The organism is Bradyrhizobium sp. IC4060 (assembly GCF_020193715.1).
In the GTDB taxonomy this organism is placed as follows: Bacteria; Pseudomonadota; Alphaproteobacteria; order Rhizobiales; family Xanthobacteraceae; genus Bradyrhizobium; species Bradyrhizobium yuanmingense.
Genome location: NZ_JADYVJ010000012.1, coordinates 37,305 through 51,732, shown reverse-complemented (window position 1 = coordinate 51,732; position 14,428 = coordinate 37,305). Strand labels below are relative to the sequence as shown.

Sequence of the window (14,428 nt, the reverse complement as noted above, 5' to 3'; positions counted from 1 at the left end):
GCCCTCGAATCGGGCTTTTTGCGGCGCCCAGAATCGGCCCTCCGGCGCCTTGAAAGCCGGCCGAAAAACCCTATCTGCTCAAAGGGTTGCCGGAGGATACTTTGCGCTAGGCGCAGGCGGTCTTTCATGGCACAAATAGCCCCGCAAATCAGCGCCTTTTGCGCCGCTGATTCGGGCGACATCTCGAAGGCCTCTCATGACAGAACCTGCTCGGCAGCACGCTGCCGAAAACGAGCCCTCCAACGCGAGCGATTACGGCGCGGAATCGATCCGCGTGCTCAAGGGACTCGATGCCGTCCGCAAGCGCCCGGGCATGTATATCGGCGACACCGACGACGGCTCGGGCCTGCACCACATGGTCTACGAAGTCGTCGATAACGCCATCGACGAGGCGCTCGCCGGCCATGCCTCGCGCGTCGAGGTGATCCTCAACGCGGATAATTCCGTCACCGTGCGCGACGACGGCCGCGGCATTCCCGTCGACATCCACAAGGGCGAAGGCATCTCGGCGGCCGAGGTCATCATGACCCAGCTGCACGCCGGCGGTAAGTTCGACCAGAACTCCTACAAGGTCTCCGGCGGCCTGCACGGCGTCGGCGTCTCCGTCGTCAACGCGCTGTCGAGCAAGCTCGGCTTGCGCATCTGGCGCGACAACAAGGAGCACTATATCGAGTTCGCCCACGGCGATGCCGTCGCACCGCTGAAGGTGGTCGGCGATGCCCCGGGCAAGCGCGGCACCGAGGTGACGTTCCTGGCCTCGACCGAGACCTTCAAGAACATCGAATACGACTTCGCCACGCTCGAGCATCGGCTGCGCGAGCTCGCCTTCCTCAATTCCGGCGTCAACATCGTGCTGTCCGACATGCGCCACGCGGTCGAGAAGCGCGAGGAGATGTTCTATTCCGGCGGCGTCGAGGAGTTCGTCAAATATCTCGACCGCAACAAGAAGGCCCTGGTGCCGGCGCCGATCATGGTGCGCTCGGAAGCCAACGGCATCGGCGTCGAGGCCGCTTTGTGGTGGAACGACAGCTACCACGAGAACGTGCTGTGCTTCACCAACAACATCCCGCAACGCGACGGGGGCACCCATCTCGCCGGCTTCCGCGGCGCGCTGACGCGCCAGGTCAACGGCTATGCCGAGGCCAATGCCAAGAAGGAAAAGATCGCGCTGACCGGCGACGATTGCCGCGAAGGGCTCACCGCCGTTCTCTCGGTGAAGGTGCCCGATCCGAAGTTTTCGTCGCAAACCAAGGACAAGCTGGTGTCCTCGGAAGTGCGCCCCGTGGTCGAGAACGTCCTTAACGAGGCGCTTGCCGCCTGGTTCGAGGAGCACCCGAGCGAAGCCAAGATGATCGTCGGCAAGGTGATCCAGGCCGCGGCGGCCCGTGAAGCTGCGCGAAAAGCGCGCGAGCTGACGCGCAAGAGCCCGCTCTCGGTCTCCTCGCTGCCGGGCAAGCTCGCCGACTGCCAGGAAAAGGATCCGGCCAAGTCCGAGCTCTTCATCGTCGAGGGCGACTCGGCAGGCGGCAGCGCCAAGCAGGGCCGCAACCGCGAGTTCCAGGCCGTCTTGCCGCTCCGCGGCAAGATCCTGAACGTCGAGCGCGTGCGTCCCGACAAGATGCTGTCGTCAGAGCAGATCGGCACGCTGATCACCGCGCTCGGCACCGGCATCAGCGACGAGTTCTCGGTCGAGAAGCTGCGCTATCACAAGATCATCGTGATGACGGACGCCGACGTCGACGGCGCCCACATCCGCACGCTGCTGCTGACGTTCTTCTACCGGCAGATGCGCGACATCATCGATGGCGGCTATCTCTATATCGCCCAGCCGCCGCTCTATAAGGTCTCACGCGGCAAGTCCGAGCAGTACCTGAAGGACGAGCGGGCGCTGGAAGACTATCTCATCGACGCCGGCCTCGATGATTGCGTGTACATCCCCGGCACCGGCGGCGACCGCTCCGGGCGCGATCTGCGCGCGCTGGTCGACGACGCCCGCGTAGTCCGCAGCGTCCTGCGCAACCTGCACAGCCGCTATAATCGCAAGGTGGTCGAGCAGGCCGCGATCACCGGCGTGCTGAACAAGGAGATCTACGGCGATCCCGAGAAGGCGGCGGCCGCCGCGCAATACATCGCGAGCCGGCTGGACAACCAGGCCGAGGAGGTCGAGCGCGGCTGGGTCGGACAATTCATCGAGGGTCAAGGCTTCCTGTTCGAGCGCACCGTGCGCGGCGTCAAGGAAGCCGCCGTCATCGACGATGCGCTGCTTGGCTCGGCCGAGGCGCGCAAGCTCGACGAATACACGACCAAGCTCCAGGACGTTTACGCCCGCTCCGGCAAGCTGCGGCGCAAGGATTCCGAGCACGTGGTCCACGGCCCGGTCGATCTGTTCGAGGCCGTGACCGATTCGGGTCGCAAGGGCATCAGCCTGCAGCGCTATAAAGGCCTGGGCGAGATGAACCCGGAGCAGCTCTGGGAAACGACGCTCGACACCGAGGCACGCTCGCTGCTCCAGGTGAAGGTCAAGGAGGTCGACGAGGCCGACGACATCTTCACCAAGCTGATGGGCGACGTCGTCGAGCCGCGCCGCGATTTCATTCAGGAACATTCGCTGAGCGCGACGATCGATATTTGAGGGCGGTTGGCTTTGGATTGATCTGCTGGCCAAGCACTCGCTGCACCTCTCCCGCTTGCGGGAGAGGTCGACACGCTCGCAGAGCGTGGCGGGTGAGGGCTTCCTCCTCTAGGGGATTGTCCCGTGTGGAGAGACCCTCTCCCCCCCCTCCCCCGCAAGCGGGGGAGGGGGCGCACCACCTTCGTGGCAACACCGCCCCTGAACCTCCCCACCCGCCATCGCGACGAAACGGCATGACCCCGCAAGGCCAGTTCCGGCCGGGAAGCTCGCGCCATGACCGCCTCTGCAACGCCCAGTTCCGCTATGCCCTCACGCCGCCTCGGCATCATCGGCAGCATCGTCGGTGTGCTGGCGTTGATGGCGGCAGTGCTGCCGCATTGGGTCGTGCCGATCGTGTTTCCGCCGCCGCCGGCAGACAAGGTGATCGTCGACACCGGACATCGCATCAAGGACCGCATCGTCGCGAAGGTGAAGGGCGTGGAGTTCAAGGCTCCGGACCTCGAGAAATCGGCTGGACGAAGCTGGCGTGATATCGCATCGGTCACGGCGATCTCGCTCGGCCTGCTCGCCATCCTGCTGTCGGTGCTCTCGCTGATCTTTCGGGAGGAACGGCTCCTTGCCGCTGTCGCCGCCGCACTCGGCACCGGCGCCATCGCCATCGAAATCTCCTTCTTCCTGATGGGCGTCCTGATCCTGATCGCGTTCCTCTATGTGGTCGGGAGTATCATCGGGTTGTTCTGAGGGCGGGTCCTGCCACAAGCGACGGACGGACGTGTGCGGGTCCCAGCCGGCACAATTGCTCCCGCGCTCAAATCTCTGTAGTTTCCGCCCGAAACAGGCCCTCCCACTCAACAGGACAGCGAGAACCCCGTGGCGCCCATCCAATACATCGTCGAGGGCGGTCACCGGCTCTCGGGCTCGATCGAGCCGTCCGGCAATAAGAATTCGGCGCTACCGATCATCGCCGCCGCGCTGCTGACCGAGCATCCGGTCGTGCTGGAGAACGTGCCGCGGATCCGCGACACCGAGACGCTGGTCGAGCTGGTCCGCTCGGTCGGCGCGTCGGCCGAATGGTCCGCGCGCAACACGCTTCACATCCATGCCAAGAGCATCCGCGCCGCCGACCTCGACCCCGAGCTGTGCGTGCGCATTCGCGCCTCGATCCTGCTCGCCGGGCCCCTGCTCGCCCGCTGCGGCGAGGTGATGCTGCCGCCGCCGGGCGGCGACGTCATCGGCCGCCGGCGACTGGACACGCATGTGCTCGCGCTGGAGCAGCTCGGCGCCAAGGTCACCGCGACCGATCGGCTCGAATTCCGTGCGCCAAAGCTCGCGGGCGCGGACGTGTTCCTGGACGAGCCGAGCGTCACCGCCACCGAGAACGCGCTGGTCGCGGCGGTCGCCGCCGACGGCATCACCTATTTGCGCAACGCGGCCTCCGAGCCGCATGTGCAGGACCTCGCCAATTTCCTGGTCGCGCTCGGTGCCAGGATCGAAGGCATCGGCACCAACACCATGATCATCCATGGTCAAGCGACGCTCGGCGGGACGACCTACCGGATCCAGCCCGACCACATCGAGGTCGGCTCGCTGATCGGGCTTGCCGCGGTGACGCGCTCGCCCTTGCGCATCGCCCGCGCGGGCGTCGAGCATCTGCGCTCGATCCGCATGGGCTTCGAGCGGCTCGGCATCGTCTGCCGCATCGAGGGCGATGATCTTATCGTGCCCTCCAACCAGACATTGAAGATCCAGGACGATTTCGGCGGCCATGTGCCCAAGCTGGAGGACCAGCCTTGGCCGGCCTTCCCGGCCGACCTGATGTCGATCGCCATTGTCACCGCCACGCAATGCGAGGGCGTGATCCTGATGTTCGAGAAGATGTTCGAATCCAGGATGTTCTTCGTCGACAAGCTGATCGCGATGGGCGCGCGCATCGTGCTGTGCGATCCGCACCGCGCCATCATCGCCGGCCCCAGCCGCCTGCACGGCGCCACAATGACCTCGCCCGACATCCGCGCCGGCATGGCGATGCTGCTCGCGGCCGTCTGCGCCGAGGGCACCTCGACCATCAACAACGCCGACCAGATCGAGCGCGGCTATGAGCGCATCGAGGAGCGGCTGAACGCGCTTGGTGCGAAGATCAAGCGCGTGCCGGAGCGGAGCTAACCTGTTCTATTTTGGCGGATTCGCGTCGAAGGCCTGTTTGCAGGCCGCGGACAAGCTCGCGTAATTGTCGCCGAGGCATTTGCGGATGCGGCCGCTCCCGGGCATGGTGCCGGCGCAGAACCGTGAATAGTCGGCCTTGCAGGCCTGCTTTGCCTCACTCCGCGCATCACCTGCGGAGGCTTGCGAAAGAAACAACACGAGAAGTGCGATCAGACTCGCGGCCGCAAGACCCGCACGCACGTAGACGGCCGTCCGATGCGAGAACCTCACCACCGGTCCGCTTGCCGCCCGGCCAAATCGTTGCACCATGTCACCTCCATCAATTCGCAGACATCGATGTAGGTGATACGTCTGGACGGACCCAATCCCTCGTTCACTCTGCGCGGCTCAGCGAAAATAGCCGCCGACGAGTTGTCGGCGTCCTTTCGCTGAAATTCGTTCCAGCATCTCGACGAAGGTCGAGACGACGAGGTCGCCAATCTTCACGCGCTTGTCGCGGGCATCCTTCACCGCTGCTTCCAGCTCGGCCTTGTCGAGATTCGTCTGCGCCGCCGTTTTCATCGCCTTCATCAGCGCGAGCCGGTACTCGGCCTGGAGCGGGGCCAGCTCCGCCTCCTTGCCGCGATAGATGCTCCACAGGATCTCCGCGTCTTCCGCCGGAAGTCTTTCGGCGACACGCTCGATCATGCGTAGCGGCACGGCTGCGCCCGGTCGAAAGCCGCCGGGTAGCAGCCATTGCGCCGAGACATAGGTAAACATGGCGACGTTGACGCACAGCGACAGCAGCATGAGCGCCCGCCAGGGAGTGGACCATTCTCGCCGGAACTTCATTGCACCGATCCATAGCCGATTGCGTAGATGTCGAAGACGCCGCTCATGACGGACAACGGGTCCGACGCCGAATGGACATAGGGCATCGCCCCCGCCAGCCACACGCCGACGATCGCGGAGCAGGCGAGACTTGCGGCGGGAACGAGCGTGGGCCAGCGCAGCAGGCGTCGATACCATGCCGGCCGATGCTGCTGCGGGACCGCGGCGAGCCGCTGCAGGACGAGCAGGCTCGAACGATCCGCCCTCGCCTCGTCGATCTCCGGGGCCACCGCGAGCAGGCGATCGAGCCGTCCCTGCTCATCCAGGACGGCCGCGCCTTCCGCACTTGCCGCAAATCGCCGCGCGGCCTCGCGCGTTGCCGCGGGCCAACGCTCGACATCGCCTCCCCATGTCTCGGCCAATCGTCTGAACTGATCCGGCGTCATGCGTAGCTCCCTGTCTCCTGTATTTTCTGGACGTTTGCTTTCAGCGCCGCGCGGGCGCGGCCCAGCAGCGATTCGAACGCCTTGGCGCTGAGATTCATCGCGTTCGCCGCCTCCTCGCCGCTCAATCCCTCCATGTGGAAGAGGGCGATCGCGCCGCGCTGCCGGTCCGACAGGCCGGCCATCGCGCGATTGAGAAGACTGAGCTCCTCATCCGCGATCAGCCGCTCGACAGCATGCGGTCCCATGTCGGGTACGTCGCCGGCGTCTTCGAGCGGCAGGAACGTTCGCCGCCGCGTGCGGTCGAACGTCAGGTTGAGGACGATGCGGTAGAGCCAGGTCGTAAACTTCGCAACCTGCGGATCGAACGAGGCTGCGTGCGTCCAGACCCGCATGAACGCCTCCTGGCCGATGTCGTCGGCCTCGGCCGGGTCGCGCACGATCCGCTCCGCGACCCGCAGCGCCCGAGGCATATGGCGCCGCATGAGGACGCGAAACGCATGCTGCCGCTGCGCCGAAACCTCCGCCATCAAGGCCTCGTCCGATGGCTCTTCCATCACATCGATCTGTTGCTCTGGCCTGCGGACATCGTAGCCGAGAATTGCGAACCGATCCTACCAGACGATAGCCGCCTCCAACCGAGCATCAAAAGCGCCAATAGACTCCGGCTCGCACCGTGTGCGTGTCGAGCCGGGACTCGCGCGCGCCGAAGGTCGTCGCGCCGACCGTCTGGGCGGCCAGCGTCTTCGAGCCGTAATTGTCATAGAGATATTCGAGCCGGACCGAGGCCTGCGGTGCGAAGCGGAATTCCCCGCCCGCTCCGATCGACCAGCCGATCCGTGTATCGCTCCAGCTTGCAACGGCCCCGATCCCATTGTCGAACGCCTTGCTCTCGACGCCCGCGACGGCAAGGCCACCGGCGGCGAACAGCAGCGTGCGGTCGAAAGCATAGCCGATCCGTCCACGGAGATGGCTGTTCCAATTGACCGCGGATTGAAGCTGCGTGACCGCGGGGGTAGGCGCAAAGCCGGTATCGATCGTCGTGCGCGCATCGACGAAGTTCACGTCGCCCTCGAGCCCGGCGACGATCCGGCCCCATTGCGCCGAGAAGCCCGCCGTTGCACCGACGATCGCGCCCTTCGGATCGACAAAGTGGAATTCACCCGTCGCGGGCAGCGAGATCTCGGAGCGGCCCGAGACATAGCCGGCCTGAACGCCGAAATAGGGCCCCGCCCAGCTCAGCAGGGCTGCCGACGCCGCCTGCGCCGGCGGTGCTGCGGGCAGCCTCAGGTCGGCCGCTGCAGCGGCGCCGGCCCCCAGGATGGCAGAACCGATGAACAGTGCGGCGAACGTCAGTCTAAATCTCGTTATCATACTCAATTCCCAATGTGAGACCGGCCCAGATTCGCCGCACATGACGAATACGGTGCAACCCGACCTTTCCTTCGCCTGAGCCCGCGCCTTTTTTCAGCGGCACCCGCCCTCACATTTCTTTGCCGTTACTTCGCCGATCGAGGCTGCTATGTCCCCGGCATGACCGAGCTTTTGGATACCAAACGGCGGTACCGGGCACGCCTGGACGCACGGCAGAACCATCTTGCCGAAGAATTCATCGAGACGCTGCGCCTCGCCGTGCCGCTGATGCTGACCCAGCTTGGGCAGATCGCAATGATCACGACCGATCTTGCGATGATCGGGCGGCTCGGCGAGGAGGCGGTGGCCGCGGCGGCGCTGGCACATACGGTCTATTTCGTCAGCTTCACCTTCGGGCTCGGATTGACCTCCGCAGTGTCGCCGCTGGCGGCGCAGGCGTACGGCGCCGGCGACGTCAGGCGCATTCGGCGCTCCTTGCGCGTCGGTCTGTGGGCCGCGCTGCTGATCTCACTGCCGATGATGGCCTCGCCGCTCTATGGCGAGCAGATTTTGCTCGCGCTCGGTCAAACGCCGCACTCGGCCGCGCTGGCGCAGCACTATCTGAACGGCCTTGCCTGGGGCATCGCACCGGCGCTCGGATTCATCGCGCTGCGCAGCATGATGAGTGCGGTGAACCGGCCGCAGGCGCCGCTGTGGATCACGCTGGCGGCGATCCCGGTCAATGCCGCGCTGGTCTATGCCCTGATCCACGGCCTGTTCGGCCTGCCCGAGCTCGGCCTGTTCGGCGCGGGGCTTGCGACCACGCTGGTCAATCTCGGCACCTTCCTCGCCGCGCTCGCGATCGCCGGGCTGCGCAAGCCGTTCGCGGACTATCGTCCGCTCGCCCACCTCTGGCGGATCGACTGGCCCCTGATGCGCCAGCTGATCGCGATCGGCGCGCCGATCTCGTTTTCGCTGCTGCTGGAATATGGCCTGTTCTCCTCGGCCGCGCTGCTGATGGGCCTGATCTCGACCACCGCGATTGCCGCGCACCAGATCGCGCTCCAGGTCACCGCCGTGCTGTTCATGGTGCCGCTCGGCATCGGCATGGCGGCGACCGTGCGGGTCGGTCATGCCTTCGGCCGCAATGATCCGGCGGCGGTGAAGCGCGCAGGGCTCGTCGCAGCCGTGCTCGGCCTCGCGCTGGTCTCCGCGCTGACGATCGCCATCGTGATCGGTCGCTATCAGCTCGGCCGGCTGTTCTTCGGCGCCGGCAGCGAAAGTGCGGCCACCGTCGAGCTGACGGCAACGCTGCTGCTGGTCGGGGCCAGCTTCTTCATCGCCGACGGCCTGCAGACCATCATGGGCGGCGCGCTGCGCGGCATCAACGACACCAAGATGACCCTGCTGTTCGCCGCGATCGGCTATTGGGGCGTCTCTTTTCCCATCGGCTGGTTGCTGGCGTTCCACACAGGGCTGGGCGCGATCGGCGTCTGGATCGGATTCTCGATCGGCACGTTCGTCTATGCCGGGCTCCTGATCTTGCGCTTCCGGATGCTGACGCGCAAAATGGCGGGATGATCGGGACGGTCCGCGAAGTCGCGCCTGAAGTCGATGCCGATGCGCTGCTCGCCGGCGCGCAGTTCATCGACGCGTTTTGCGTGGACATCGGCGCCGCGGCGGTGAATGCCCGCGAAGCCTGCACCAGGATGGTGCTGCACGGGCCGCGCTGGATCGACGCACTGCTGCGCCTGCGCAACATTCTGGTGAGGCCGTTCGGGCTGAAGACATCGGGCGAAGGCGCGCCGGCGCCGTACGGCCTGATCGGCCTGTTTCCGGTGCTGAGCGAGACGCCGGAGCAGCTGGTCGCGGGCTTCGATGATTCGCACCTCGATTTCCGCATCGTAGTCGACGTTTCAGGCAATGCCGCGCGCCGCCATGTGACCTCGACCACGCTGGTGCGCACGCACAACCTGCTCGGCCGGACCTATCTTGCGCTGATCACGCCCTTCCACAAGCTCGTGGTCCGCAACATGATGGGACACATCGTGGAGACGGCCCGATGAACTGTGCGGGCCGACATTGAACGAACACGCCCTGTTCAGCCCACCGGCCCTGCAGTCCAATTGTCGCCAGCGAGCGGACTGACTTTCACGTCAGGAATGACACCGAGGTCCATGCTCGGATCGAAATGGCGCATCGTTCGCTCATTGAGGTCGATGATGCGGCCAGGTCTTAGTGGTCCCACGTCGTTTATCTTGACGATGACCTTCTTGCCCACGGCCTCGACGAGAGCATATTTCGGCCTCGCGCCGAATCCGACCCCACCGAATTTCCGGCGCAGGCTCGTCTTGATGGCAGCCGTCCAGGCGGAGGGATCATAACGTTCGCCGGAAGCCGTCTGCGGACCGCCCTCCTCCTTGCCGGGCTTGAACGGATTGTAGGTGGACGCCGCGCCAATAATCGCATCGCCGGAGGCGGCATCGACGACGGCACTTGAGTGATCCCCACGCGTTTCACTTCGAGCAACGGCAACAGAGAAGGCAAGCGTAACCAGGGCGCCGCAAACTGCGGCGCTCGAGCGGAAGAGCATCATGAGTCCTGTGATTTTTTAGATTGTCCGGTTCCAGAACCGCACACGTGGTCAAGCGAACGCAGCAGCGCTCATGAACTTGCCGATCGTTTTGCGGATTCGAGCCAACCCCTGGCTACGGAACCGTTGTGAGAACCGGAGTGGTCTCACGTCGTGTTTAGCTTCTCGCCGATTAAAACAGAAAATGCGTCAGCAACATGACCCGATGGAACCTCGTGCGTGGAGCGACTCAGAGCCGCAGACCGCCGATCACCGCCGCGCTTCGCACACGCGCATTACTGTCGAAAGCCGACGTTGACGACGACGCGCCCGAACTCACTCCGCAACGCGTGCGGTTTTATCTGTCGAGGCCTCCGACCATTCGCCGACGACGCGGTCGAGGTCGCCGAGATTCTGGTGCATCTGCTCCAGGGAGAAGCCGAGCGCGAAGAAGCGCTCGGCTGTGTCACTCGCGTGGCCGCGGATCAGGCCATCCTGACGGACGGACGCGACCGCCTCGGCATAGTGCTGGAGCGCGACATGGACGGGATGGATCGGCGGCGCGCCGACGCCCTCGCGCAAGGCGCCAGCGGCCGAGCGGAGGAAGCGGGCGATCACGGTCGACACTTCCGACAGGGGCGCTGCCAGCCGCAATTGCACTTCCACCGGCAGCGGCACCACCGTGGCGCGGCCGATCATCACGACGTCATGGCGCAGCCGCAGGATCGTTCGCAGCAATGGGCCGGTGTCCGGACCGCTCGACAAGCGCGCCGCGCGCTCACGCTCGGCTTCGGAGCCGATCGCATTCAGATTGACCATCGCGGTGCCGATGCCGTCCTGGATCCGGTGCAGCGCGTCGTTGTCGCGGCCGCGCGTGAGGCCTGCCAGCAGCTCGGCGAGGGCATCGGCGATCAGCTCGAGCAGAACCGCCGCGCTGGCGCGGATCTGCCGCACCGCGCGCGAGGGCAGCACCAGGAAGGAGACCAGCAATCCCGTGACGGCGCCGACGCCGACCTCGCTGACCCGATCGATCGCCGAGGTCAGGGGATCGGCATGATGCAGGGTCGGAACCAGGAGCACGATCACGGCGGTGACAGTGGCGGCGCTGAGGCTCGGATTGATCGCGGCGATGAAGGCGAGCGGGGCGACGGAGAGGACCAGCAGGCCGAGCAGGCCCGCCTCGCTGGAATAGGGAATCAGGATGGCGATGGCGCCGCCATAGAGGGCTCCGCCGATGGTGCCGAGCATGTAGTCGCGCGTCGCCTTCAGCGAGCGGCCGACGCTCATCTGGGTCACGATCAGCGAGGTCAGCACCGCCCAGAGCGGCAGCAGCAGATGCAGCGCGGTCGCGATCGCATAGGCCGCTGTCGCGGCGACCGTGACCCGGATCGCCAGCCCCAATTGCGTCCGCCGCGCTCGAATCCGGTCGAACAGCTGCCTTGCGCGCGTCATGCGGAATATCCCGATCCTTTTCGCCTAAGCAAAAGCATGGCTGATCCCCGCCGACGCAAGGCCGCTTGAAAGGCCAAATCAGCCCGCCTAACTTGCGCGCCAAATCGAGGAAACACGATGGCTCACGAAACCGCAACGCTCGCCGCCTATGTCTTCAATCTCAAGTACCAGGATATTCCGGCGGAGGTGCTGGAGCGCGCCAAGGTCCTGACGCTGGACTTCCTCGGCAGCGCCATCAGGGCGCGACGCGAGGCGGAATCGACCCCGTCGATGCTGAAGATGCTGGAGGCGCTGGCGCTCGACACCAAGGGCGAGTCCACCGTGTTCGGCGATACCAAGACCTGGACGCCGGCGGTCGCGGCGCTGCTCAACGGCGCGCTCGGCCACTCCCTCGATTTCGACGACACCCATGCCGATTCCTCGCTGCATCCGAGCGCACCGGTGGTGCCGGCCGCCTTCGCCGTCGGCGAGATGGTCGGCGCCTCCGGGCGCGACGTGCTGACGGCGATCGTTGCCGGCTACGAGGTCTGCTGCCGGCTCGGCAATGCGCTCGATCCGACCTCGCATTACGCGCGCGGCTTCCACCCGACGGCGACCGCCGGCACCTATGGCGCGGCTGCGGCGGCGGGCAAGCTGTTCGGTCTGAGCGAAAAGCAGCTGATTGCCGCGTTCGGCGTCTCCGGCAGCCAGGCCGCGGGCTCGCTGCAATTCCTGGTCAACGGCGCCTGGAACAAGCGCTACCAGGTCGGCGCCGCCGCGATGAACGGCGTGATCGCCGCGACGCTGGCGCGTAACGATTTCGTCGGCGCGACCGAGTCGGTCGAGGGCAAGCACGGCCTGCTCGCCGGCTACACCGACGATGCGCATCCCGACAAGGCAGTCGCCGAGCTCGGCAAGACCTATGAGACCATGAAGATCGGCGTGAAGCCCTATCCGAGCTGCCGCTACACCCATGCCGCGATCGACGCGCTGATCGCGATGCGGCGCGAGCACAATCTGACGCCTAGCCAGGTCAAGCGCGTCGAGATCGGCCTGCACCGCAACGGCATCACGCTGACCGGCGACGCCGCGACCAAGCGGCACCCGCGCTCGATCGTCGGCGGCCAGTTCTCGATGTTCTTCACCGGCGCGCTCGCACTCGACCAGGGTTCATTCGGCTGGGATGATTACAACCGGCTCGGCGATGCCGCCATCGACGCGCTCGCCGACAAGTTCGACGTGGTGCAGGACGATCGCCTCGAGATCGGCCGCACCCATCCCTTCGGCGCGCGCGTCAGCATCACGACAGATGATGGCGTGCACGAGCGGCTCTATGCCGATCCGTCCGGAGAGCCGACCTCGTTCCCGGACACGCAGGCGATGCAGCAGAAGTTCTTGACGCTGGCCCGCCCCGTGCTGAACGCGCGCGCGGAGAAGCTTGCGGATGCGATCATGACGCTGGAGCGGTTCGACCGCGTGGCGCAGGCGACGGAATTGGGGAGGTAAGTTCACCGCGGCGCTCCGCTTCCCCCCTGGAGGGTAAGAAGACCTCAATCCCCTCCCGCCAGCCTCCCCTCCGCGCGGGTTGCCGCCACCACATCGCGCACGAGGTCGAACACACCATCGACGTGCGGCGATGCGTTCGGGGAACGTCCGAGCCGCACGATCACCAGCTGCTCCGACGGGATCACGATGGTGTACTGCCCGATCGTGCCCTTGGCGAAGAAGGCATCGCGCGGCCAGCCGTGCTTCACGCGAAAATTTGCGCCAAAGCTGTCGCCCTGGTTGGTCCAGAAGCCGGCGCCGATGCCGACCCACGCATTCGGCGTGGCCGTCGCCGAATAGGTGACCCACCCTTCCGGCAGGATGCGCTTGCCGCCGGCGACGCCGTCATCGAGATAGAGCTGGCCGAAGCGCGCCCAGTCGCGCGCGGAGGCGAGCATCTCGCTCGACCCCTCGATCGTGCCGGCGCCGTCGAGCTGGAGCACGACATGGCGCATGCCGAGCGGGGCGAACAATTCGCGGCGCGCAAAGCGCAGTGCGTCTTGCGGTGTGCCGCCGGCCGCATCGCGGATCAGACGCGAGAGAATGAGGGTGTTGCCGTCGTGATAATTCCATGCGGTGCCGGGCGCGGTTGCGAGCGGCATGCTCTCGGCATAGGCGGCCATGTCCTTCTCGGCGAATTTCATCCTGTTGACCGGCTCGAAGGCGGAGCCCAGCGAGGCCTGCAACGAGCTGCCGAGCGCGAGGCCCGCGGTGTGGCGCAGCAGCTGATCGACATTGATGGCATGGCGCGGATCGTCGGGATCCTTCCAGGCGGCGACCGGTGCGGGGCCGTCGAGCTTCAGCTTGCCCTGGCGCACCAGCACGCCGATCAGCGCCGAGACCACCGACTTGGTCATGGAGAAGCCGAGCAGCGGCGTCTCGGGGCCGATGCCGTCGGCGTAGCGTTCGGCGACGACGCGGCCGGCCTTCATCACGACGATGGCGCGGGTGCGGCGGTAAGGCGGCTGAGCGGGCTCGGCGAAGGCGCGGTCGAGCGCGGCGCCGAGCTCGGGGCTCTGCGGCGGCACGATCGCGGGGCCGGCGATCGCGGGAAGCAACGCGGGCCGCTTGTCGTCAGGCAGCGGCTCGACGGAGGCAATGCCGGCGCCGTGCTCAAGCGTGCAGCCGAGGCCCTCGCGATAGATGGCGTGGCTGCGGCCGAGGCCGAACAGCGTCACCGTGACATCCTTGCGGACGCGGTCGATTCTGTACTCCATCGCCCAGCTGATCAGGCCCGCTCCGGGCATGGCGTCGGTGGTCTCGGCGAAGTTGCGCCCGGGATCGAGGCCGGACACGAACGTCTCGGCGCACAGGATGTCGGCGACGAAGCCGGTCGCGACCTTCGGCACGTCGTGGGCTCGAGCCGCGCCGAGCGCGAGGCCGGCTGCGGCGATGGCGGAGGCGAAAAGGACGATCTTGCGGCGGCGGGTCACGGGCGTTCTCCGGCTGAGGCGTATGCCGGGGAGGAAGCGGGATGCG

14 protein-coding genes are annotated in these 14,428 nt (G+C 66.1%); 6 read left to right on the top strand and 8 right to left on the bottom strand.

Annotated features, from left to right (window positions below):
• Positions 1 to 196 precede the first annotated feature (196 nt).
• From gyrB to murA, 3 genes are all read left to right on the top strand, one after another.
• Positions 197 to 2,632, top strand: a complete 2,436-nt coding sequence (gene gyrB, locus I6F16_RS29875) for a DNA topoisomerase (ATP-hydrolyzing) subunit B (RefSeq protein WP_036024084.1) — start codon at positions 197 to 199, stop codon at positions 2,630 to 2,632.
• A 273-nt stretch (positions 2,633 to 2,905) separates the two neighbouring features.
• A complete protein-coding gene (locus I6F16_RS29870; RefSeq protein WP_225115142.1) occupies positions 2,906 to 3,373 on the top strand; it encodes a hypothetical protein in 468 nt (155 codons plus the stop codon).
• A 129-nt stretch (positions 3,374 to 3,502) separates the two neighbouring features.
• On the top strand, positions 3,503 to 4,795 hold the full coding sequence (murA, locus tag I6F16_RS29865) for a UDP-N-acetylglucosamine 1-carboxyvinyltransferase (protein WP_036024088.1): 1,293 nt from the start codon (positions 3,503 to 3,505) through the stop codon (positions 4,793 to 4,795).
• Positions 4,796 to 4,801: 6 nt separating this feature from the next.
• Here the strand turns inward: murA and I6F16_RS29860 are convergent, their stop codons facing one another.
• The 5 genes from I6F16_RS29860 to I6F16_RS29840 all read right to left on the bottom strand — a co-directional run bounded on the left by I6F16_RS29860 (position 4,802) and on the right by I6F16_RS29840 (position 7,422).
• Entirely contained in the window at positions 4,802 to 5,104 is a 303-nt protein-coding gene (locus I6F16_RS29860) for a cysteine rich repeat-containing protein (protein WP_225115141.1), read from the bottom strand.
• A 78-nt stretch (positions 5,105 to 5,182) separates the two neighbouring features.
• Entirely contained in the window at positions 5,183 to 5,626 is a 444-nt protein-coding gene (locus I6F16_RS29855; RefSeq protein WP_225115140.1) for a periplasmic heavy metal sensor, read from the bottom strand.
• The gene (locus I6F16_RS29850) at positions 5,623 to 6,051 is read right to left on the bottom strand and encodes a hypothetical protein (RefSeq protein ID WP_225115139.1); all 429 of its coding nucleotides are present in this window, start codon (positions 6,049 to 6,051) and stop codon (positions 5,623 to 5,625) included. The genes I6F16_RS29855 and I6F16_RS29850 overlap by 4 nt, the downstream gene beginning before the upstream one ends.
• The gene (locus I6F16_RS29845; RefSeq protein ID WP_345960994.1) at positions 6,048 to 6,614 is read right to left on the bottom strand and encodes an RNA polymerase sigma factor; all 567 of its coding nucleotides are present in this window, start codon (positions 6,612 to 6,614) and stop codon (positions 6,048 to 6,050) included. Before I6F16_RS29845 ends, I6F16_RS29850 begins: the two co-directional genes overlap by 4 nt.
• A gap of 79 nt (positions 6,615 to 6,693) precedes the next feature.
• Entirely contained in the window at positions 6,694 to 7,422 is a 729-nt protein-coding gene (locus tag I6F16_RS29840; RefSeq protein ID WP_225115137.1) for an outer membrane beta-barrel protein, read from the bottom strand.
• A 159-nt stretch (positions 7,423 to 7,581) separates the two neighbouring features.
• Here I6F16_RS29840 and I6F16_RS29835 point away from each other — a divergent pair, with 159 nt between their 5' ends.
• Together I6F16_RS29835 and I6F16_RS29830 are read left to right on the top strand one after the other, a co-directional pair.
• A complete protein-coding gene (locus I6F16_RS29835; RefSeq protein ID WP_225115136.1) occupies positions 7,582 to 8,982 on the top strand; it encodes an MATE family efflux transporter in 1,401 nt (466 codons plus the stop codon).
• Positions 8,979 to 9,467 carry a DUF2867 domain-containing protein gene (locus I6F16_RS29830; RefSeq protein ID WP_225115135.1) on the top strand — a complete coding sequence of 163 codons (489 nt, stop codon included), beginning with the start codon at positions 8,979 to 8,981 and terminating at the stop codon, positions 9,465 to 9,467. Before I6F16_RS29835 ends, I6F16_RS29830 begins: the two co-directional genes overlap by 4 nt.
• A gap of 35 nt (positions 9,468 to 9,502) precedes the next feature.
• Here the strand turns inward: I6F16_RS29830 and I6F16_RS29825 are convergent, their stop codons facing one another.
• Both I6F16_RS29825 and I6F16_RS29820 read right to left on the bottom strand, forming a co-directional pair.
• Positions 9,503 to 9,997 carry a septal ring lytic transglycosylase RlpA family protein gene (locus tag I6F16_RS29825; RefSeq protein ID WP_192893029.1) on the bottom strand — a complete coding sequence of 165 codons (495 nt, stop codon included), beginning with the start codon at positions 9,995 to 9,997 and terminating at the stop codon, positions 9,503 to 9,505.
• 312 nt (positions 9,998 to 10,309) lie between these two features.
• Positions 10,310 to 11,425 carry an FUSC family protein gene (locus I6F16_RS29820; RefSeq protein WP_225144805.1) on the bottom strand — a complete coding sequence of 372 codons (1,116 nt, stop codon included), beginning with the start codon at positions 11,423 to 11,425 and terminating at the stop codon, positions 10,310 to 10,312.
• Between the two features lie 117 nt (positions 11,426 to 11,542).
• Here I6F16_RS29820 and I6F16_RS29815 point away from each other — a divergent pair, with 117 nt between their 5' ends.
• Positions 11,543 to 12,910 carry an MmgE/PrpD family protein gene (locus I6F16_RS29815; protein ID WP_225115133.1) on the top strand — a complete coding sequence of 456 codons (1,368 nt, stop codon included), beginning with the start codon at positions 11,543 to 11,545 and terminating at the stop codon, positions 12,908 to 12,910.
• 44 nt (positions 12,911 to 12,954) lie between these two features.
• Here the strand turns inward: I6F16_RS29815 and I6F16_RS29810 are convergent, their stop codons facing one another.
• Positions 12,955 to 14,382, bottom strand: coding sequence for a serine hydrolase (locus I6F16_RS29810; RefSeq protein ID WP_225115132.1), 1,428 nt, complete (start codon positions 14,380 to 14,382; stop codon positions 12,955 to 12,957).
• Positions 14,383 to 14,428 lie beyond the last annotated feature (46 nt).